Source organism: Pseudomonas sp. Irchel 3F3 (genome assembly GCF_900187545.1).
Taxonomy (GTDB): domain Bacteria; phylum Pseudomonadota; class Gammaproteobacteria; order Pseudomonadales; family Pseudomonadaceae; genus Aquipseudomonas; species Aquipseudomonas fortuita.
In genome coordinates, this window is the sequence record NZ_FYDS01000001.1 from 30,047 (window position 1) to 49,843 (window position 19,797).

Here is a 19,797-nt window from a genome sequence, read left to right on the forward strand (position 1 = left end):
GAGCCTCGTGATGGCCAACATCAAGCAAGACACCATGCCGGTGATCCGCGACCTGCGGGATTTCGATCCACGTTCCGGCAACCTGCTCGAACGCATGATCTTCAACTATCGCCCGCTGTTCATGCTGTTCATGGTGCTGGCCACGCTGGTGCTCGGCTATGTGGCTGTCACTCGCCTGGAACTGCGGCCCAGCTTCGAGAAAATGATCCCGCAGAGCCAACCCTACATCCAGAACTACCTGGACAACCGCAAGTCGCTGCGCGGCCTGGGTAACTCGGTGCGGGTGGTGGTGGAGAACACCCAGGGCGATATCTTCGACCCCGAATACCTGGACGTGCTGAAAAAGATCAACGACGAGCTGTTCCTTGCCCAGGGCGTCGATCGTGCCTGGATGAAGTCGTTGTGGAGCCCGGGCGTGCGCTGGACCGAGGTCACGGAGGAGGGCTTCCAGGGTGGCGCGGTGATGCCCGATGACTACCAGGGCAAACCGGCCGACATCGAGCAGTTGCGCCAGAACATCAACCGTGCCGGTATTGTCGGCAGCCTGGTGGCGAGCGACTTCAAGTCCAGCATGCTGGTGGTGCCGCTGCTCGACCACGACCTGGCTACCGGGCGCGGTATCGACTACCGGCAGTTCTCGCAGATGCTCGAACAGCAGTTGCGCGACACGTACGAATACGGCGGCGACAGCAAGGCGCGCGCGTCTGGCAAGGAAGGCGAGGGCAAGTACAAGGTGCGGGTCATCGGGTTTGCCAAGCTGATGGGCGACCTGATCGACGGCCTGATCCAGGTGATGATGTACTTCGCCCTGGCGGTGGTCACCTCGCTGGTGATTATCTTCCTGTACACCCGCTGCGTGCGCAGTACCCTCTTGGTGGTGTTCTGCTCCCTGGCGGCGGTGGTGTGGCAGTTGGGCATTGTCGGTTGGCTCGGCTATGCCATCGACCCGTACTCGATCCTGGTGCCGTTCCTGATCTTCGCCATCGGCGTGTCGCACGCGGCGCAGAAAATGAACGGCATCATGCAGGACGTCGGCCGTGGCACCCACAAGCTGGTGGCGGCGCGCTATACCTTCCGCCGCCTGTTCGTGGCCGGGGTTACGGCGCTGCTGGCGGACGCCGTGGGCTTTGCCGTGCTGATGCTGATCGACATTCCGGTGATCAAGGACCTGGCGATCACCGCCAGCATCGGCGTGGCGGTATTGATCTTCACCTCGTTGCTGTTGATTCCGGTGTCGCTGTCTTACGTTGGCGTTGGCCGCAAGGCGTCGGAGCGTGCCTTGCGTATCGACCAGCGCGCCGCCGAGCACCGGGGCTTTGGCAAGTTGTGGGACGCCCTCGACCGCTTTACCACGCGCAAGTGGGCCACCGGCGCGTTGCTGGTAGCCACGTTGCTGGGCCTGGGCGGTTTCTGGGTGAGCCTGCAGCTGAAGATCGGCGACCTCGACAGCGGCGCGCCGGAGCTGCGCGCCGATTCGCGCTACAACCGCGACAACGCCTACATCACCAGCCACTACGCGCTGTCCAGCGACCTGTTCGCGGTGATGATCAAGACCCCGCCGGAAGGCTGCCTGAGCTACAAGACGCTGATCCTCGCCGACCGCCTGGCCTGGCAGTTGCAGCAGTACCCCGGGGTGCAGACCACAGTGTCGCTGGTCAACGCCGTGCGCCAGATCACCGCAGGCGCCTTCGAAGGCAACCCGAAGATGAGCAGCCTGCAGCGCAACCAGGACATGCTCAACTACGCCGCCCAGCAGGCTTCGGTCAACGCCCCGGAGCTGTTCAACACCGATTGCTCGATGATGCCGGTGATCGCCTACCTCAAGGACCACAAGGCCCAGACCCTGGACGACGTGGTGGCCATCGCCGACCGCTTCGCCCGCGAAAACAGCAGCCCCGACCGGCAGTTTCTGCTGGCCGCCGGCAGCGCCGGTATCGAAGCTGCCACCAACATCGTGGTGCGCGAAGCCAACCGCACCATGCTGCTGTTCGTCTACCTGGCGGTCACGCTGTTCTGCCTGATCACCTTCCGCAGCTGGCGCGCGACCTTGGTGGCGCTGCTGCCTCTGGTGCTGACTTCAGTGCTGTGCGAAGCGCTGATGGTGGCCATGGGCATTGGCGTGAAAGTGGCCACCTTGCCGGTGATCGCCCTGGGCGTCGGCATCGGCGTGGACTACGCGCTGTACCTGCTCAGTGTGCAGCTGCACTACCAGCGGCAGGGCCGCACCCTGGGCGAGGCGTACCAGAACGCCGTGGCCTTCACCGGCCGGGTGGTCGGGCTGGTGGGTATCACCCTGGCTGCCGGCGTGGTCGCCTGGGCGTGGTCGCCAATCAAGTTCCAGGCCGACATGGGCATCCTGCTGACCTTCATGTTCCTCTGGAACATGCTCGGCGCACTGCTGCTGATCCCGGCCCTGTCGCACTTCCTGCTGCCGGACAAGCGCTTTGTCGCGGCGGCCCCCGCGCATTGCGAAGCCGCACCACAGCCCCGTGACAGTGCCCAGGTACCACGCGCGCAAGCGCGGGTGCAGGCGTAGTCAGCTCTTAGTCGATTCGAACATGGAAACTGGAACCAACGTCATGGCCAAGACAAAAATAATGCCGCCGGCAGCCGGCGCCTATGCCTACCCCTTGCTGATCAAACGCCTGCTGATGTCGGGTGTGCAACACCAGCCGGACCAGCAGATCATCTACGCCGACACGCTGCGCTACACCTACCGCGAGCTCGAGCAGCGGGTGCGGCGCCTGGCCAACGTGCTGCGCGCGGCCGGCGTGCAGGCCGGTGACACCGTCGCGCTGCTGGACTGGGACAGCCACCGTTCGCTGGAATGCTTCTTCGCCGTGCCGATGATTGGCGCGGTGCTGCACACAGTGAACATTCGCCTGTCGCCGGAGCAGGTGGCCTACACCATGAACCACGCCGGGGATGACCTGGTGCTGGTGCATGACGACTTCGTGCCGCTGCTGGAGCAGCTGCACGGCCAGTTGGGCAAGGTCAAAGGCTACCTGCAACTGACGGACCGGGAGGCTGCGGCCACGTCGCTGCCGGTGCTCGGCGAGTACGAAGCGCTGCTGGATGCAGCCAGCCCCGAGGCCGAGTTCGAGGACTTCGACGAGCAGTCGGTGGCCACGCTGTTCTACACCACCGGCACCACCGGCAACCCCAAGGGGGTGTACTTCTCGCACCGCCAGCTGGTGCTGCACACCCTGAACCAGTTAGGCACTTTCGCCGCCTACGACGGCCAGCCGTTGCTGCGATCCAGCGACGTGTACATGCCGATCACCCCGATGTTCCATGTGCACGCCTGGGGCGTGCCCTACACGGCCACGATGCTGGGCATCAAGCAGGTGTATCCGGGCCGCTACGAGCCGGACAAGCTGGTGCGCCTGTACCGCGATGAGGGGGTGACGTTCTCCCACTGCGTACCCACCTTGCTGCAGATGATGCTCGACAGCGAGCAAGGCCGGCACACCGATTTCAGCCGCTGGAAGATCCTGCTCGGCGGCAGCGCGCTTACCCACGGCCTGGCGCGTCAGGCCAGCGAGCGCGGCATGCTGATCTTCAGCGGTTACGGCATGTCGGAAACCTGCCCGCTGCTGACCCTGACCCACCTGCACGACGAAGACCTGGCCTTGCCCATGTGCGAACAGGTGGCTCAGCGGATCAAGACCGGCGCCCCGGTGGCGATGGTCGACCTGCGCATCGTTGATGCGGCGGGCGTCGAGGTGGCCCACGACGGTGAGTCGCTGGGCGAGATCGTGGTGCGTTCGCCGTGGCTGACCCAGGGGTACCTGCACGAGCCGGAAAAGGGTGCCGAACTGTGGCAGGACGGTTGGCTGCACACCGGCGACATGGGCTCGATCGACCGCCACGGGGTGCTGGAGATCAAGGACCGCATCAAGGACGTGATCAAGACCGGGGGTGAGTGGATCAGCTCGCTGGCGCTGGAGAACCTGATCAGCCAGCACGCTGCGGTCAATGCCGTGGCGGTGGTGGGCATTCCCGACGAGCACTGGGGCGAGCGGCCGATTGCGCTGGTGGTGTGCATGCCGGGTGACAGCCTCGATCAGGTAGGGCTCGAAGCGCACCTGAAGCAGTTTGTCGACAGTGGCCAGATCAACAAGTGGGCGATTCCGCGCCAGGTGCACTTCGTGGCGGACATCCCCAAGACCAGTGTCGGCAAGATCAACAAGAAGCTGATCCGCGAGATGCATTGCTGAAACCCAATAGCCGTCGGTCTGTACCGACACCTTTCCAACAATCCCAATATAAGGAACACCCCATGAACTTCCTTGATGGCCACCTGTTCACCGAGAACCAGCAGCCGTTGATCATCACCGCAGCGCCCTATGCGCCTTCCTGGGTGCCGTCCGACTTCCCCGAGGACATCCCGGTGACCATGGCCGAGCAGGTACAGAAGGCCGTGGATTGCTACAACGCCGGTGCCACGGTGCTCCACCTGCATGTGCGCGAGCTGGATGGCAAGGGCTCCAAGCGCCTGTCCAAGTTCAACGAGTTGATTGCCGGTGTGCGTGAAGCGGTACCGGAAATGATCATCCAGGTGGGGGGCTCGATCAGCTTTGCCCCCGAGACCGAAGGCGCTGCGGCCAAGTGGCTGAGCGACGATACTCGCCACATGCTGGCCGAGCTCGATCCCAAGCCCGATCAGGTCACGGTGACGGTCAACACCTCGCAGATGAACGTGGTCGAGCACTGGGGCTATCAGGATGTGCGCGGGACTTCGATGGAAGACCCGGCGGTGTACGAGGCCTATAAGGAAATGACCGTGCCCGCGCAGCCCGGCTGGGTCGAGGAGCACGTGCGCCGCCTTAGCGCCGCGGGTATCCAGAGTGCCTTCCAGTGCTACAACCTGAACAGTTTCGAGTCGGTCGAGCGCCTGATGCGCCGTGGCATCTACAAAGGCCCGCTGGTGATGAACTGGGTGGCCATCGGCGGCGGCATGGACGTGCCGAACATCTACAGCCTCGCCAACATCGTGCGGGCCGTGCCGGACGGCGCCGTGCTCACCGTGGAAAGCTCGATGCGCAACGTGCTGCCGATCAACATGATGGGCATCGCCATGGGCCTGCACGTGCGCTGCGGCATCGAGGACAACCTGTGGAACCAGGCGCAGACCGAGAAGATGTCCACGGTGCAGCAGATCGAGCAGCTGGTGCGCATGTCGCGCGAGTTCGGTCGGCCGATCGCCACCGCCAGGCAAGCCCGCGAAATCAGCAAGATCGGCGTGTTCTACGACACCGTCGAAGAAAGCCTGCAGGCCAATGGGTTCGCGCCAAACCGCAACGGTGGCCAGCAGGGCTTCTTGCGCAAGACGGCTGAAACCGCTGACGGCAACTGAGCATTGGTTGACGAGAGGTTTTGCGCTGGCTGAAGCTGTGCTCCAGGGATTGGAGCCAGCTGCTCGGCAACCTCAAACACTCAACCAAAGTGCCAGGGCCGCCAAGGTCACCAGCAGCACCGGCACGGTCAGCAGTACGCCGACCTTGAAGTAATACCCCCAGCCGATCACCACCCCTTTGCGCGCCAGCACATGCAGCCACAGCAACGTGGCCAGGCTGCCGATCGGGGTGATCTTCGGCCCCAGGTCGCAGCCGATGACATTGGCGTAGATCATCGCCTCGCGCACCACGCCCTGAGCTTCGCTGGCATGGATCGACAAGGCGCCGATCAGCACACTGGGCAGGTTGTTCATCAGTGACGAAAGCAGCGCTGCAATCAGCCCGGTGCCCAGCGTAGCCGCCCACAGCCCATGCCCGGCGAGCCAGTCCAGTACCCCGGCAAGGGCGTCGGTCAGGCCGGCATTGCGCAGCCCGTACACCACCAGGTACATCCCCAGTGAGAACACCACGATCTGCCACGGTGCTTCGCGCAGCACGCGGCGGGTTGAAATCACGTGGCCGCGGGCGGCCACGGCAAACAGCACGGCGGCGCAGGCTGAGGCCACGGCGCTGACCGGGATGCCCAGCGGCTCCAGCACGAACAGCGCGGCCAGCAACACCACCAGTACCACCCAACCCGCACGGAACGTGGCGCGATCGCGCACTGCCAGGGCAGGCACTTGCAGGTCGTCGGTGGCGTACCGCAGCGGGATGTCGCGGCGAAAATACAGCCACAGCACCAGCAGCGTGGCCGCGACCGCCACCAGGTTCACCGGCACCATCACGGCGGCGTAGGCGTTGAAGCCGAGCCCGAAGTAGTCCGCCGACACGATGTTGACCAGGTTCGATACCACCAGCGGCAGGCTGGCGGTGTCGGCGATAAAACCGGCGCCCATCACGAAGGCCAGGGTTGCCGTGGGGGAAAAGCGCAGCGCCAGCAGCATCGACATGACGATGGGGGTGAGGATCAGGGCTGCGCCATCGTTGGCGAACAGCGCGGATACCGCTGCCCCCAGCAGCACCATGAAGGCAAACAGGCGACGCCCGTCGCCTCGGGCCCAACGCGCCACATGCAGCGCCGTCCAGGCGAAGAAACCGGCTTCGTCCAGCAACAGGCTGATGACGATCAGGGCGATGAAGGTGGCGGTGGCGTTCCAGATGATTGCCCAGACGGTGGGGATATCGTGCAGTGACACCACGCCGCACAGCAGGGCCAGAAGCGCACCGAAGGTGGCACTCCAGCCGACGCCGAGGCCTTTGGGTTGCCAGATGACCAGGGTCAGGGTGAACAGGAAAATCAGCGTGGCTGGGAGCATGAACAGATGGCTCGGGTTAGAGGAAGGCCAGTGTAGCCAGTGCAGCAGCCAATTACTGCAGCATGGCCAGGATTCTGTGTGAGCGGGAATACGGCGCTCTACCGCGCGCTTCAGCAAAGTTCGGTTACAAACATGTAAACTTCGTAAATACGATTTACTCTCATTTGCAATTCCCTATATTTACCACCCCTGTTGGCCACCAGACTGTGTTTGCGAGGCCGGTGGGCGAGGGCTCCCGGTTTGCGACAGGGATGTGCCGTTTCGCTCATGAATCGCAGGAGATGTACCCATGCAGTGCAGAACTTCACCCAACAGCCTGGCCCTGGCGTTCGTGGCGCTGGCGTCACCGGCCATGGTGGCCACCGCGGCCCAGGCTGAAGAGCAGCGTACGGGTGAGGTGCTGGAAGTGCCGGTTGCCGACAACGCGCTGGTGATTCAGGACACCCTGATCACCGCCGAGCGCGAGGCGCGTCAGGCCTTGGGTTCGTCGATCATCACCGCCGACGACATCAAGCGCCACCCGCCGTCCAATGACCTGTCCGATATCATCCGCCGCGAGCCCGGCGTCAACCTGACCGGCAACAGCGCCAGCGGCGCGCGCGGCAACAACCGCCAGATCGACCTGCGCGGCATGGGCCCGGAAAACACCCTGATCCTCATCGACGGCAAGCCCTCCAGCGCCCGCAACGCTGTGCGTTATGGCTGGAACGGTGACCGTGATACCCGGGGTGAAACCAACTGGGTGCCCGCCGAGGCCGTCGAGCGTATCGAGATCTTGCGTGGCCCAGCCGCCGCTCGCTACGGCTCCGGCGCCATGGGCGGGGTGGTGAATATCATCACCAAACGCCCCACCGACGAGCTCAAGGGCAGCGTCAGCCTGTTCACCCAGTTGCCGGAAGACGGTGCCGAGGGTGCCAGCCGGCGCGCCAACTTCAACCTCGGTGGCGGCCTCACCGATAACCTTGGTTTCCGGCTGTTCGGCGGCTTGGCCAAGACTGACGCTGACGACCTCGATATCAACGCCAGCCACGCCAACAGCGCACTGGTTGCCGGGCGCGAGGGGGTGCGCAACAAGGACATCAACGGCCTGCTCAGCTGGAAGTTGAACGACGAGCACCGCTTCGAAGCCAGTGCCGGCTACAGCCGCCAAGGCAATATCTACGCGGGCGACACCATGAACAGCAACGGCGGCAGCGACGTCGCACTGATTTCCAGCCTGTATGGCCACGAAACCAACGTCATGCAGCGCAGCACCTACGACCTGACCCACCTGGGCGACTTCACCTGGGGTACCAGCAAGACCACACTGGCCTACGAATACGTGCGCAACTGGCGCCTCAACGAGGGTTTGGCCGGTGGCCCGGAAGGGGCGATCAACGACAGCGGCGCGGCGATGTCGCGGTTGCGTAACACGCGCTTGAACAGTGAGGTCAACTTGCCGTTCGCCCTGGGCAGCACCGAGCATGTGCTGACCCTGGGGGGCGAGTACCTGTACGAGTCGCTCAACGACCAAGGCTCGTTCCGTCCGCAGAGCTTCGACCCGAGTGGGTCGGGCAATGACGCGATCAGCGGTTTCGACCGCAGCGAATCGAAGATGACCGCCAGAAGCTACGCGTTGTTCGTCGAGGACAATATCGTCATCGGCGACACGACGGTGACGCCTGGCTTGCGTTTTGACCATCACGAGATGTTTGGCGACAACTTCAGCCCCAGCCTGAACCTGTCGCACAAGCTCACCGAGGCGCTGTCGGTCAAAGGCGGCATTGCTCGCGCCTACAAGGTGCCGAACCTGTACCAGTCCAACCCCAATTACCTGCTCTACAGCCGCGGCCAAGGTTGCAGTGTGGGGCAGACCAACTCCGGTGGTTGCTACCTGCAGGGTAACGCCGACCTCAAGCCGGAAATCAGCGTCAACAAGGAGATTGGCCTGCTGTACGACCGCGGCACCTGGCGTACCAGCGCCACCTACTTCCGCAATGACTACAAGAACAAGATCATCGGCGGTACCGATGTGCTCTATGCCATCAACAGCGGCCGCCGCGTGACCCAGTGGGAAAACGCCGGCAAGGCGCGGGTGGAAGGGATCGAAGGCAACGTCTTCATCGAGCTGACGCCGACCCTGGACTGGAACACCAACCTGACCTGGATGCTCGACAACGACAATCGCGAGACTGGCGAACCGCTGTCGGTGATCCCGGAATATACCGTCAACACCACCCTGGACTGGCGCGCCACCGAGCAGCTGTCGTTCCAGGTGGCGGGCACCTACTTTGGCAAGCAGAAATCGCCGACCTACAACTACCGCACCCAGCAAGACTACGACAAGGCCGCGCAGCAGGACGTCGAGGCCTATGGCCTGGTGGATGTGAGCGCCGGGTACAAGTTCAACGCCAACTATGACGTGCGGGTGGGCGTGAACAACGTGTTCGACAAGCAGATCCTGCGTGGCGGCAACGCCAGCAGTTCGGGGGCCAACACGTATAACCAGCCGGGCAGGGCGGTGTTTGCTGCGCTGAATATCAACTTCTGACAGCGGGGGCCGCTTCGCGGCCCGATCGCGACACAAGGCCGCTCCAGCAGGTACCGCACAGCCCTCGGATGCTGTGCGGGGCCTGTGGGAGCTGGCTTGCCGGCGATTGGGCTGCGCACAGCCCTGGCCTCATCACCGGACCTCAAGGAACCCTCCGATGATCAAAGCCCCTGCCTGGCTACAACTACTCTCTCGCAGCGCCGCCGCGTTGCTCGGCGGTTACGCCCTCAGCTACGCCGCCAGTGCCTGCCTGGCCCGAATCCTGCCGCTATCTGCCGCCGATGCGGTCATCGTCGCGACCCTGCCGGCGTTCATTTTTTACACCGTTGCCATCCTCTGGGCCTTCGCCTGCCGTGATGCCCTGCGCGCCTGGGCGCCGCTGGCACTGGCCGTGCCCCTTGCCCTGATCGGTTTCTGGCCCCAGGTAATGGAGCGGCTGACATGAAGAATACCTTCACCCAATCGATGGCCTGGCTGCATACCTGGGCCGGGCTGATCTTCGGCTGGCTGTTGTTCGCCATCTTCGTCACCGGCACCCTGGCGGTGTTCGACAAGGAGCTCAACCACTGGATGCAGCCGGAAATCCCGGCCACCCAGGTGCCCCAGGCCGACGCTGCCCGGCGCGCTATCAACTACCTGCAGGCCCATGAACCAGAAGCAGGCAACTGGGGCATCAGCCTGCCGAGCGAACGCGCGCCAGGGCTGCGCGTTTCTACCGGCGAGCGCCGCCACGGCGGTGGCGTGCAGCTCGACCCGCGCACCGGCGAGGCCATCGAGGTGCGTGACAGTGTCGGCGGCAACTTCTTCTTCCGCTTCCACTTCACCCTCGACCTGCCACGCAACTGGGGTATTTTCGTGGTCGGTGCGCTGGCGCTGGTGATGCTTGCGGCACTGGTGACCGGCATCGTCATCCACAAGAAGATCTTCAAGGAGTTCTTTACTTTCCGGCCGAACAAGGGCCAGCGCTCGTGGCTGGATTTCCACAACGCCAGCGCGGTGCTGTTGCTGCCGTTCCACCTGATGATCACCTACACCGGCCTGGTGATCTTCATGCTCATCTACATCCCCGCCGGGGTCGATGCGCTCTTTGCCGGCGACGCACGCGCCTACTTCCAGGCCCAAGGCAATGCCCGCGTGGAACAGCCCCGTGGCCTGGCCAGGCAGCCGGCCGCGCTGGTGGATGTAGCCCCGCTGTTGGCCCAGGCCGAGGCGCGGTTGGGGCCGATCGGCGGCTTGAACATCCGCAACCCGAACACGGCGGCGGCGCGCGTTGAAATCCGCCCAGAGCTGGGTAACCGGATTGCCCTGGCCAAGGGGCAGGCCATGGTCTTCGATGGCGTCAGCGGGCAACTGCTCAGCGACGTAGCTGAGTGGCGCGCGGTGCCTTTGACCCAGCGGGTCATGGTCGGGTTGCACTTTGCCCAATTTGGCGGCTACCCGATGCGTTGGTTGTACTTCGTGTGCGGGCTGGTCAGCTGCCTGATGATCGCCAGCGGCCTGGTGCTGTTCTGCGTAAAGCGCGGGCGCAAGTATGTCAGTGCCACTGCCGATGCTTCGGCACGGCGCTGGTACCGGGTGGCCGAGGTGTGCAACGTGGGCTTCATCAGCGGTTTGCTACTGGCATGCGTCGGGCTGCTGTGGGCCAGCCGCTTGTTGCCGGTGGAACTGCTACAGCGGGAGAGCTGGGAAGTACGTGCGTTCTTTGGTGTATGGCTGCTGGCGCTGTTGCATGCGGGTGTCAGGCCGGCACGCCGTGCATGGGCCGAGCAACTGTTGCTGACGGCATTGCTGTGCATCGGCCTGGGTGCGTTTGGCGGCCTCGAAGACGCCATGCGCCTGGGCGTAGCGGCCTGTGCGTTGGTGCTGGGCGTGTTGATTGGGCTGGTGGCCTGGCGGGTGCGGCAAGTACAACCGGTGCAGCGCAAGGCCCGGGCAGGCCGGCAACAGGAGGCCGAGGCATGATGATGTGGATTGCAGGCGCAGTGCTGTTCGCTTATGCCGGTATGCTCGGGCTGTGCCAGGGGCTGGAGCGGCATTACAAACAGGTGTGGAATCGCACCTGCCCGCGCGTTTGGAGTATCAGCCTGCGCAGTGCCGGTTGGTTGGCGTTGCTGGCGAGCCTGACGCTGTGCGCCCAGGCCTGGGGCTGGGCCATGGGGCCGGTGGCCTGGTTCGGCGTGTTGTCGCTGGCGGGGTTGGTGCTGGTGATGTTACTGCCGTACTGGCCACGGCTGGCGGTGGGATTGGTGGGGGCGCTGCCGGTGTGGGGTTTGGCGCAGGTGGTTACCTATCTATGAACTGAGCGCGCCTACAAGGGATACGCGTTTGTGCGGGCGGCGACATTGTTGCAGCCAAACGCCTCGCAGCATGCTAAACCATGGGCCCCTGCCTGCTGCGAGAGAGCCCCGGTGAAAGCCGTCCGCCTGACCCTGATCTGCCATGCCCTGACCCAGGCCCAGAAGACCGGGCGCCTGCACCGTGCAGATGACGCCATCTTGCCGTTGACCCAAGAGCCCGACGCCATCGTGCCCGGCGTGCAAATGCTGACTGCGCCAGAACGGCGAGCCTGCGAGACGGCGGCGTGGTGGTCGGGGCCGGTGCAGATCGAGCCGGCATTGGCCGATTGCGACCTGGGGCGTTGGCAGGGTTTGCCGCTGAAGCAGTTGCAAACCGAACAACCGCAGGCGTTGGCGCAGTGGCTGCAGGACCCGGCCAGTGCGGTGCATGGGGGGGAATCTTTCGCGAGAGTATGCCAGCGGGTGGCCGCTTGGCTGGCGGCCTTCGACACGCCGGGTGAGTGGCTGGCAGTGACTCACCCGATGGTGATGCGCGCCGTGTTGGTACAGGTGTTGGGGTGCCCGATGCAGGCTAGCCAGCGTGTCGACGTGCCGCCGCTTTCGCGCCTCGAGTTGAGCTTTACCGGGCAGTGGCGCCTGCGCCTGGGCTGAGGGTCAGAACGCCAGCTTGTAGCCGATCAGCAGCAGCATCGCCGCCAGGCACGGGCGCAGTACGCGGTCCGAGATCCGTCCGGTGAGGTGGCTGCCCAGGTAGATGCCCGGCAGCGAGCCCAGCAGCAGGTAGCCCAACAGCGACCAGTCCATGTTGCCCATGCCCGCGTGGCCCAGGCCTGCTACCAGGGTGAGCGGCACCGCGTGAGCGATTTCCGTACCGACCAGGCGGCGGGTGACCAGAAACGGGTACAGCAGGAACAGCGCCACGGTGCCCAGGGCGCCAGCACCGATGGAGGTGAGGGTGACCATAACCCCCAGCACCACGCCGGTGACTACGGTGAGGGTGTTCAGGCTGCGGTCGCTGAGGTGATAGTGGTCACTGGCATGGCGGCTGGCAAAGGCCTGCAGACGCGATTTGAACAGAATGGCCAGCGCGGTCAGGATCAGCACCACTGCCAGGCCTTGCTTGATGATGGCGTTGAGCGCCGAGGTGTCGGTGTGCAGGGTGCTGAGGAACCACAGGGTCAGTGCTGCGGCGGGCACGCTGCCCAGGCTGAGCAGCCCGGTGATCTTCCAGTCGATGTTCTTGTGGCGCGCATGCACCCAGACGCCACTGGCCTTGGTGATGGCTGCATAGAGCAGGTCCGTACCAACGGCCGTAGCCGGGTTGATGCCAAACCACAACAGGATCGGGGTCATCAGCGAGCCGCCACCGACGCCGGTCATGCCGACGATGAAACCCACGACCAGGCCCGCAATGGTGAAACCGAAAGAACCTACATCCATACGCTACTCGACTGCCCATCTTTGCCCGTTATCGGATGCAGCCAGCATATAGATTTTTTTATAGCCAAATAGACTTGTTCGTTATTAGGTTATAACCGGCATATGTTCAGGCCCCGGGCGAACGCTTGCCCGGGGTTGCAGATAAAAACGTCGAACTGGCGCCCGTTCGCGGGCGATAATCCGGGCTTGGACCGGAGCCGATCAGTGCGGCATGGCGAGGGTCGGCCTGTCACCTTGCCGGCGCAGCGCCCCCACCTTCCCCGGCCCGTTTCCAGCAACCTCGAAAGGAGCATCCCATGAGCAATGACATCCAGCGTTTCCCCAGTAGCCTGCCGTTTCCGTTTTCCCGTGCAGTGAAGGCCGGGGGGTTTCTGTTCCTCTCCGGCCAGGTGCCGATGAGCGCCAGTGGTGAAGTAGTGCGCGGTGATATCCAGGCCCAGACCCGCGCAGCCTGCGAGCGCATCGCCGAAAGCCTGGCGGCCTGCGGCGCGCGCTTCGATCAAGTGGTCAAGGCCACGGTATGGCTGTCGGACATGAGCCACTTTGCCGGTTTCAACGAGGTCTACAAGGAGTTTTTTGGCGCGGCGCTGCCAGTGCGTTCGACTGTGGCCTCGGCGTTGGCGCTGGGGGTGGATGTGGAAATTGAAGTGCAGGCGTTTGTCGGCGAAGCCTGACCGGGCTGAGTCCCTGGCAAATCAATAACCCATGTTTTCTAAGAGGCGGCAACAGGCAGTGGCTGTTGCCGTCTATGACAGGGCTTAGATCCTGAAGCTGCCTACCAGCTGCTTCAAGCGGCCAGCCTGTTGAGCCAGTTGATCGCAGTGCAGCAGTGTCTCGTTCAGGTTCTCGACGCCTTGCTGATTCAGGGCGTTGATCTGGGTGATGTCCAGGTTGAGGCTCTCGACCACGGCAGTCTGCTCTTCGGTTGCGGTCGCCACCGACTGGTTCATGCCATCGATTTCGCCAATACGCTGGGTCACGCTGGCCAGGCGTTCGCCGGCCTGGTTGGCCACCTGCACGGTCTGCTCGCTCGAAACCTGGCTGGTGTTCATGGTGTGCACCGCTTCGCGCGAGCCTACCTGCAGACTGGTGATCATGCGGTGGATCTCTTCGGCCGATTCCTGGGTGCGGTGTGCCAGGTTGCGCACTTCGTCGGCCACCACGGCAAAACCACGGCCGGCCTCACCGGCACGGGCGGCCTCGATCGCGGCGTTCAGTGCCAGCAGGTTGGTCTGCTGCGAGATGCCCTTGATCACATCGAGGATCTTGCCGATTTCGTCGGTGCTGGCGTTAAGCGTTTCGATCTGCGCGCAGGACTCGCTGATGCGCTGGGACAGGGCGGTCATGGCGCTGATCGCTTCCTCGACCACTGCACGCCCGCCGTGGGCCTGCTCGCTGGCGCCGCTGGCATGCTGCGAGGCATCGGCGGCGTTACGGGCGATTTCCTGGGTGGCAGCCCCCAGTTCGTTGATGGCCGCGGCCACACTGTTGGTGCGCATACTCTGTTCTTCAGAACCGCTGATTGACGCGTTGGACGCGCTGACCACTTTTTCCGACAGGTCATGCACCAGGCGGGTGGCCGAGGACACTTCGCTGATGGAGGCATGGATGCGTTCGACAAAGCGGTTGAACGAGGTGGCCAGCTCGCCGAATTCGTCCTTGTTTTGCACGGTCAGGCGGCGGGTCAGGTCGCCTTCACCTTCGGCGATGTCGCGCATGGCGCGGCCCATGGTGGTCAGCGGGCGCATCAGCACCGGGATCAGCAGGCCCAGCAGGCCGGCGATGGCAGCCACGGCAATGAGCATGGCGATGATCGCCGAGGTGCGGAATTGGCTAAGCGCCGCGTAAGCCTTGTCTTTATTGATGGACAGGCCGATGTACCACTGTGCCGACGGCAGGCCGGCCACCGGGGCGAAGGAAATGATGCGGTCCTGGCCGTTGAGGATGACATCCTGCATGCCGGCGGCAACCCGCAGGTTGCTGCCCGGATAGATGTCCTTGAGGTTCTTCATCACCTGGTCTTTGTCGGGGCTGACAATCACCTGGCCGTTGGCGTCGGCCAGGAAGGCGTGGCCGATGCCGCCGAAATCGACCGAGTTGATGATCTCGACCAGCGTGTCCAAAGTCACGTCGCCACCGACCACACCCATCAGTTCACCATTGCCCTTGCGCTTCACCGGGGTGGCGATGGTCACCATCAGGCCACCGACAGCGCCTTGGTAGGGGGCTGTCAGCACAGTCTGCCCGGCGCTGGCGGCGGCGCCGTACCACGGGCGCTGGCGAGGGTCGTAACCGGCAGGCATCTGGGTATCCGGGCGCTGGGTGAACACACCGTTGGCCTGGCCCAGGTAGGTGAACAGGAAATTGCGCGTGTAGGAAGGCTGCTCGATCAGCCCGGCCAGGGTCTCGCCGGTGCCTTGCTGGCCGATATCCTGGGCCAGGTTTTCCAGCACCAGGATGCGCCCGCTCATCCAGTTTTGCACGCTGCTGGCAGTCAGTGCGCCGGATTGCTGTACCGAGGCTTCGATGTTCTGGCGGATCGTGTTGCGTTGCAGGTAGTCGTTGTAGAGCGTGAACAGGGCAAATGCCAGGACCACGACGCCGCAGGCGCTGAGCAGGATCTTGTGGCGAAATTTCAGGTTCATGTTTCGAGACCTTGAGCCAATGAGGGGAGGGCGCAGCACGCTCATGACGCGATGCGGTGCCTGTCGACCGAGATATCGGCTCAAGGGGTAAAAGATTGAAGCACTTACAGTAATTTCTTCTGGGCGTTTCGACAGACGGCAGTCACTGATTCGTCAGCTGTTCGATCAACAGCCGTGCGGCCTGCTGCAGCGGTTGTTGTTTGCGCCACAAAATGTGTACCGGCATCTGCAACTCGTTGCGGGTATTGCGAAAATCCAGGCGTACCAAGCGCCCGTTGGCCAGCCGCGGCGCGACCCGCGACAGTGGCAGGTCGCCCCAGCCCAGGCCGGCTTCCACCATTTGCAACGCCAGGTCGAAGCTGTCGGTGGACCAGTGTGTGGCGCCGATCAGCGGGCGCGGGTCAGCCAGCGGCAGGTCGCGGCTGCGCACCAGAATCTGGCGCACCCGGGTCAGGTCTTCGAGGTAGTGAATGCGCCCCTCGCGCAAGGCCGGGTGGGTGGGCGACAGCGTGGCCACCAGCGACTCCACGCCGATGTGCTGGAAGCTTCGGCGGGCATCGACCTGCAGGCCGGCAAAGGCCACGCAGAGGTCGGCCCGCCCGCTGTCCAGCAAGTGCAGGGCTTCTTCCTGCGGGGCGCTGAGCAGGGCGATATCCAGCAACGGGTGGCGCTCGCCCAGGCTGGCGATGGCCGCCAGCAACGGGCGGTGGTCGATGTCTGGCACAACGGCCACGCTCAGGCTGCTTTCCAACCCCTGGGACAGCTCCAGGGCATGCACTTGTAGCAGCCCCAGTTGTTCGGCAATCAGCCTGGCGTGTGGCTCCAGGGCCAAAGCCTTTGCGGTAGGGCGAACCTCACGTGAGCCGCGCTCGAACAGGCTGTAGCCCAGCTCGGCCTCAAGATTGCCGATGGCCATGCTCACGGCCGAAGGCACCCGCTGGAGGGCGCGTGCGGCGGCGGAAAACGAGCCGCGGTCGAGTACGGCAAGAAACAGCTGGATGTTGTCGCTGGAAAAATTCATGGCAGCCTCCTGTCAGTAGATCTGACAGCCGCTGACTTTTGCTGTCAAGCATGATGACGCATGATCGCGCCCATCGCTTTTGTCATTGGAGTAATCCCGATGCAGGGACTAAAACGCAAACTGGTCTACGTGACTTTCTATGAGCTGATTGGGCTGTGCATGTCGACCCTCGGCCTGGCCTACCTGTCGGACACCCAGGCGTCGCATACCGGGCCACTGGCGGTCATGATCACCACCATCGCCATGCTCTGGAACCTGATTTACAACACCCTGTTCGAGTACTGGGAGAGCCGCCAGGCCAGGCGCGGGCGCAGCGTGGCGCGCCGAGTGGCGCATGCCATCGGTTTCCAGCTGACCTTGGTGGTGTACCTGATCCCGCTGATTGCCTGGTGGCTGGACATGACGCTGATGGAGGCGTTGCTGGTCGATATGGCGTTCATCATTCTGGTGCCGTGCTACACCTTCGCCTACAACTGGGCGTTCGACCGGGTCTTTGGGCTGCCACGTTCTGCCATGGCTGCTGCTTGATCCAGCCTGTACCCACTAAGGCGGCAGGCGGATGATCAAAGGTTCTTGCTGCTGCTTTACCTGCTGTTCCACCGGTTGTTCAACTGGCCGTGGTGCGCTGGCGAGCAAGCTGTCCTCAACCTGCCCCGACAGGTAATACACCCCCGCCATTGCCCCGCTCTGGCGGTTCTCCATCAACTCCTGCCATTCCTGGTTCAGTGCCACGTTGAGGATCACCCGCAACTGCTCGACCATCTGCGGCTGTTCGCGGTCATGGGTCATCATGCCGTAGCCGGCCGCGGCGATTGAAATCATCGCTCCCGCCACTTTGCCGACTGCTGATGCGACGGCGCTGGCGATGCCGCGTGGGGCCAGGGTAGCGCCGAGCTTGTCGCTCGCCTGGGTGGCCACCGAATTAAGCCCGACATCGGTTCTCCCGGGGCCCTTGCTGGCCAGTTGATGAAGGTGCTGGCGCATGGCTTGCCAGGCCGGCTGCTGGTCCAGCGGCTTGGCCCGTAGCAGTTGATACAGGCTGGCATTGCGGGCATCCGGTGGCCCCAGGGCGATGGCGGGGATGCGGTTGAGGCGCTGGCTGAGCTGCTCGGGCGGCGCGTTGTAGCGGCTGATGATGGCTGGCAGTTGCTGGCCGAACAGTTGCAGGTACAGCTCGCAGGCCCGGTCACGGATGCCCTCGGGGTTGATCTGTTCGGCCACCGGCTCGATCACCCGCACGTGGTATTGCTCCTGCAGGTACAGGGCCAGGCGCTTTTCTGCCGGCTCCCGGCCTGTGCCACTGTCGAGTTTGTACCAGGCCACCTTGAGGGTCAGCCACTGTTGGGTCCAGTAGCCGGTGAACCAGGGGATGAAGTCACTTTCGGTGCGCTGTTGTACCTGTTCCCGCCACACCCGCATGGAGCGCCGTGCATAGTCATTGGCCGAGCCGGCTGCGCCGACCGAGGCGTCGATCAGTTCCTGATCGATGCGTTGCCAGGTGGCCGGGGTGAGCACCGCAGGGGGCGGCGGGGCTGGTGGGCGCTTGCCCGCGCAACCGGTGAGGGCCAGCAGAAGGCACAGCAACAGAAGGATTCGAGAACTCACGCGGCCGCCTCCCTGGTAGAGGCTGGGGTGGTTCTCGCAGTATAGGGCCGGGTGAGTGGGGTTGCTGTGCAGCCCATCGCCCGGTCATCGCGGTCCTACAGGGACCGCGTCAGCATGAGCGGCTAGTTCAGGTCGAGCTTTGCTTCCAGGCGGTCCAGGTGCTTGTGCATCAGCCCAAGCGCCGCCTCGGCATCGCCTTGCTCCACGGCATCGATGATCGCCGCATGTTCTTGCCAGGCGCAGTGGTCGCAGCACGGCGATTCGTAGCGGGCAATGATTAGCGAGGTCATTGGAACCAGGCCGTTGAGAAACCGCGCCAGTGGCGCATTGGCCGCCACCTGCGCCAGTTTGAGGTGAAACTCGCCGCCCAGGCGGATTGCCGCGCACCGTTCGCCGCTTTCATGGTGCTGGCGTTCGCGTTCCACCAGTTGCCGCAGCTGGCGCACCTGCGCCGGCCGAGCGCGTTGGGCGGCCAAGGTGATCAGCGTGGTTTCGGCCAGGCGTCTGGCACTGAGTACCTGGCGCGCCTGGTCCGGGTCGGGCGCCGCCAGGTGCGCGGTGTGGCTGGGCCGCTGCACCACCACCTGCTGGTCGGACAGGCGCCCAAGCACACGGCGTATCACGGTGCGGCTGACGCCAAAGGCATGGCCCAGCGCCTGCTCGGGCAACAGGGCGCCCGGTGGCAGGCGCTGTTCGAGAATGGCGTCGAACAGCCGAGGGTAGATTTGCTCGGCCGACAGACGGGTTTCGCCAGCAGCCAGCAGGGCTGGCAGGTGGGGGGCGGCATTCATGGTCGCTCTCCTGGGGTCATGGGCGCGGGTGTTCGTCCGGGATGTTCAGCGGGATGCCCATGCGTTGGCCTTCGGCCAGAATGTGCTGGCGCATTTGGGCGCTGGCCTGGGCACTGTTGCGTTCGCGAATGGCGCGTACCACGGCTTCATTTTCCTTGAGCCGTGCTGCCAGGTGTTCGGGCGAATTGCGCAGCATGTCGGCACTTTGCTTCAAGGCATTACCGGTCTGTTGCACCACGCTCTGGAAGATCGGGTTGGTGGTCAGGGTGAACAGCGCCTCATGGAAAGCGATGTAGGCTTTTACCCCGGCTTCGCTGTCATCGGCCTCCAGCGCTTCACGCATGTCCATCAAGGTGAGGCGCAACTGGCCGACGTCCTGGCTATTGGCCGACTGCGCCACCAGCCCGACGATGAAAGGCTCGAGGGTGTAGCGCAGCTCCAGCACATCGGCCAGGCTGGCCGCGGCACCGGTGTCCATGCCCTGTTCCTGAGTGACGGCGTCGGCATCCAGCACCAGGACGCCCTTGCCCGGCAGCGAGCGCACCAGGCCCAAGGTTTCCAGTACGGTCACCGCTTCGCGCAGGCTGGGCCGGCTGATGCCCAGCTGTTCGGCCAGCTCGCGCTGGCCCGGCAGCATGTCGCCGGTGCGCCATTGGCCCCGGGCCAGGGCCTGGCGCAGTTTTTCCACCACTGAGTTGACGACGGTCGATGAGCTGATCACGGTTCGCTCCTGCAAGGGCCGGCGTCATCGCC

Annotated in this window: 17 protein-coding genes; 10 read left to right on the plus strand and 7 right to left on the minus strand. The window is 64.1% G+C overall.

What is annotated here, in order from left to right; translation table 11 throughout:
- Nucleotides 1–10 precede the first annotated feature (10 nt).
- The 3 genes from CKW35_RS00135 (at nucleotide 11) to CKW35_RS00145 (ending at nucleotide 5,359) form a co-directional block, all read left to right on the plus strand.
- Entirely contained in the window at nucleotides 11–2,536 is a 2,526-nt protein-coding gene (locus tag CKW35_RS00135; RefSeq protein WP_016485862.1) for an RND family transporter, read from the plus strand.
- 43 nt (nucleotides 2,537–2,579) lie between these two features.
- Nucleotides 2,580–4,220: a fatty acid--CoA ligase gene (locus CKW35_RS00140; protein WP_016485863.1), complete on the plus strand. Its 1,641-nt coding sequence runs from the start codon at nucleotides 2,580–2,582 to the stop codon at nucleotides 4,218–4,220.
- Between the two features lie 62 nt (nucleotides 4,221–4,282).
- Complete coding sequence (locus CKW35_RS00145; RefSeq protein ID WP_016485864.1) at nucleotides 4,283–5,359, plus strand: 3-keto-5-aminohexanoate cleavage protein; 1,077 nt, start codon at nucleotides 4,283–4,285, stop codon at nucleotides 5,357–5,359.
- Nucleotides 5,360–5,431: 72 nt separating this feature from the next.
- Here CKW35_RS00145 and CKW35_RS00150 read toward each other — a convergent pair whose 3' ends face one another.
- A complete protein-coding gene (locus CKW35_RS00150) occupies nucleotides 5,432–6,715 on the minus strand; it encodes an arsenic transporter (RefSeq protein WP_016485865.1) in 1,284 nt (427 codons plus the stop codon).
- Between the two features lie 289 nt (nucleotides 6,716–7,004).
- On the opposite strand from CKW35_RS00150, the gene CKW35_RS00155 reads away from it, so the two are divergent.
- The 5 genes from CKW35_RS00155 (at nucleotide 7,005) to CKW35_RS00175 (ending at nucleotide 12,193) form a co-directional block, all read left to right on the plus strand.
- Complete coding sequence (locus CKW35_RS00155) at nucleotides 7,005–9,245, plus strand: TonB-dependent siderophore receptor (RefSeq protein ID WP_016485866.1); 2,241 nt, start codon at nucleotides 7,005–7,007, stop codon at nucleotides 9,243–9,245.
- A 157-nt stretch (nucleotides 9,246–9,402) separates the two neighbouring features.
- Nucleotides 9,403–9,690, plus strand: coding sequence for an iron transporter (locus CKW35_RS00160; RefSeq protein WP_095114676.1), 288 nt, complete (start codon nucleotides 9,403–9,405; stop codon nucleotides 9,688–9,690).
- On the plus strand, nucleotides 9,687–11,207 hold the full coding sequence (locus CKW35_RS00165; protein WP_016485868.1) for a PepSY domain-containing protein: 1,521 nt from the start codon (nucleotides 9,687–9,689) through the stop codon (nucleotides 11,205–11,207). Before CKW35_RS00160 ends, CKW35_RS00165 begins: the two co-directional genes overlap by 4 nt.
- Nucleotides 11,204–11,542, plus strand: a complete 339-nt coding sequence (locus CKW35_RS00170; protein ID WP_016485869.1) for a DUF3325 domain-containing protein — start codon at nucleotides 11,204–11,206, stop codon at nucleotides 11,540–11,542. Before CKW35_RS00165 ends, CKW35_RS00170 begins: the two co-directional genes overlap by 4 nt.
- 111 nt (nucleotides 11,543–11,653) lie before the next feature.
- The gene (locus tag CKW35_RS00175; protein WP_016485870.1) at nucleotides 11,654–12,193 is read left to right on the plus strand and encodes a histidine phosphatase family protein; all 540 of its coding nucleotides are present in this window, start codon (nucleotides 11,654–11,656) and stop codon (nucleotides 12,191–12,193) included.
- A gap of 3 nt (nucleotides 12,194–12,196) precedes the next feature.
- On the opposite strand, the gene CKW35_RS00180 is transcribed toward CKW35_RS00175, so the two are convergent.
- The gene (locus CKW35_RS00180; protein ID WP_016485871.1) at nucleotides 12,197–12,982 is read right to left on the minus strand and encodes a sulfite exporter TauE/SafE family protein; all 786 of its coding nucleotides are present in this window, start codon (nucleotides 12,980–12,982) and stop codon (nucleotides 12,197–12,199) included.
- Between the two features lie 296 nt (nucleotides 12,983–13,278).
- On the opposite strand from CKW35_RS00180, the gene CKW35_RS00185 reads away from it, so the two are divergent.
- Nucleotides 13,279–13,656: a RidA family protein gene (locus CKW35_RS00185; protein ID WP_016485872.1), complete on the plus strand. Its 378-nt coding sequence runs from the start codon at nucleotides 13,279–13,281 to the stop codon at nucleotides 13,654–13,656.
- 84 nt (nucleotides 13,657–13,740) lie between these two features.
- Here CKW35_RS00185 and mcpA read toward each other — a convergent pair whose 3' ends face one another.
- Both mcpA and CKW35_RS00195 read right to left on the minus strand, forming a co-directional pair.
- The gene (gene mcpA / locus CKW35_RS00190; protein WP_095114678.1) at nucleotides 13,741–15,627 is read right to left on the minus strand and encodes a methyl-accepting chemotaxis protein McpA; all 1,887 of its coding nucleotides are present in this window, start codon (nucleotides 15,625–15,627) and stop codon (nucleotides 13,741–13,743) included.
- 142 nt (nucleotides 15,628–15,769) lie between these two features.
- Entirely contained in the window at nucleotides 15,770–16,648 is an 879-nt protein-coding gene (locus CKW35_RS00195) for a LysR family transcriptional regulator (protein ID WP_095114680.1), read from the minus strand.
- A gap of 99 nt (nucleotides 16,649–16,747) precedes the next feature.
- Here CKW35_RS00195 and CKW35_RS00200 point away from each other — a divergent pair, with 99 nt between their 5' ends.
- Nucleotides 16,748–17,176 (plus strand): PACE efflux transporter, encoded by a 429-nt coding sequence (locus CKW35_RS00200; protein ID WP_016485875.1) that lies wholly within the window; start codon nucleotides 16,748–16,750, stop codon nucleotides 17,174–17,176.
- Nucleotides 17,177–17,191: 15 nt separating this feature from the next.
- Here CKW35_RS00200 and CKW35_RS00205 read toward each other — a convergent pair whose 3' ends face one another.
- The 3 genes from CKW35_RS00205 to CKW35_RS00215 form a co-directional block, all read right to left on the minus strand.
- Nucleotides 17,192–18,253: a hypothetical protein gene (locus CKW35_RS00205; protein ID WP_016485876.1), complete on the minus strand. Its 1,062-nt coding sequence runs from the start codon at nucleotides 18,251–18,253 to the stop codon at nucleotides 17,192–17,194.
- 122 nt (nucleotides 18,254–18,375) lie between these two features.
- Nucleotides 18,376–19,044 (minus strand): GntR family transcriptional regulator, encoded by a 669-nt coding sequence (locus CKW35_RS00210; protein WP_095114682.1) that lies wholly within the window; start codon nucleotides 19,042–19,044, stop codon nucleotides 18,376–18,378.
- A gap of 16 nt (nucleotides 19,045–19,060) precedes the next feature.
- Nucleotides 19,061–19,765 carry a FadR/GntR family transcriptional regulator gene (locus CKW35_RS00215; RefSeq protein WP_016485878.1) on the minus strand — a complete coding sequence of 235 codons (705 nt, stop codon included), beginning with the start codon at nucleotides 19,763–19,765 and terminating at the stop codon, nucleotides 19,061–19,063.
- Nucleotides 19,766–19,797 lie beyond the last annotated feature (32 nt).

Excerpts from the sequence above, each read along its gene's own strand:
- CKW35_RS00160 (WP_095114676.1), top strand. The coding sequence starts at position 9,403 with ATGATCAAAGCCCCTGCCTGGCTACAACTACTCTCTCGCAGCGCCGCC.
- CKW35_RS00135 (WP_016485862.1), top strand. The coding sequence starts at position 11 with ATGGCCAACATCAAGCAAGACACCATGCCGGTGATCCGCGACCTGCGG.
- CKW35_RS00170 (WP_016485869.1), top strand. The coding sequence starts at position 11,204 with ATGATGATGTGGATTGCAGGCGCAGTGCTGTTCGCTTATGCCGGTATG.
- CKW35_RS00185 (WP_016485872.1), top strand. The coding sequence starts at position 13,279 with ATGAGCAATGACATCCAGCGTTTCCCCAGTAGCCTGCCGTTTCCGTTT.
- CKW35_RS00150 (WP_016485865.1), bottom strand. The coding sequence starts at position 6,715 with ATGCTCCCAGCCACGCTGATTTTCCTGTTCACCCTGACCCTGGTCATC.
- CKW35_RS00210 (WP_095114682.1), bottom strand. The coding sequence starts at position 19,044 with ATGAATGCCGCCCCCCACCTGCCAGCCCTGCTGGCTGCTGGCGAAACC.
- CKW35_RS00165 (WP_016485868.1), top strand. The coding sequence starts at position 9,687 with ATGAAGAATACCTTCACCCAATCGATGGCCTGGCTGCATACCTGGGCC.
- CKW35_RS00200 (WP_016485875.1), top strand. The coding sequence starts at position 16,748 with ATGCAGGGACTAAAACGCAAACTGGTCTACGTGACTTTCTATGAGCTG.
- CKW35_RS00155 (WP_016485866.1), top strand. The coding sequence starts at position 7,005 with ATGCAGTGCAGAACTTCACCCAACAGCCTGGCCCTGGCGTTCGTGGCG.
- mcpA (WP_095114678.1), bottom strand. The coding sequence starts at position 15,627 with ATGAACCTGAAATTTCGCCACAAGATCCTGCTCAGCGCCTGCGGCGTC.
- CKW35_RS00145 (WP_016485864.1), top strand. The coding sequence starts at position 4,283 with ATGAACTTCCTTGATGGCCACCTGTTCACCGAGAACCAGCAGCCGTTG.
- CKW35_RS00195 (WP_095114680.1), bottom strand. The coding sequence starts at position 16,648 with ATGAATTTTTCCAGCGACAACATCCAGCTGTTTCTTGCCGTACTCGAC.
- CKW35_RS00140 (WP_016485863.1), top strand. The coding sequence starts at position 2,580 with ATGGCCAAGACAAAAATAATGCCGCCGGCAGCCGGCGCCTATGCCTAC.
- CKW35_RS00180 (WP_016485871.1), bottom strand. The coding sequence starts at position 12,982 with ATGGATGTAGGTTCTTTCGGTTTCACCATTGCGGGCCTGGTCGTGGGT.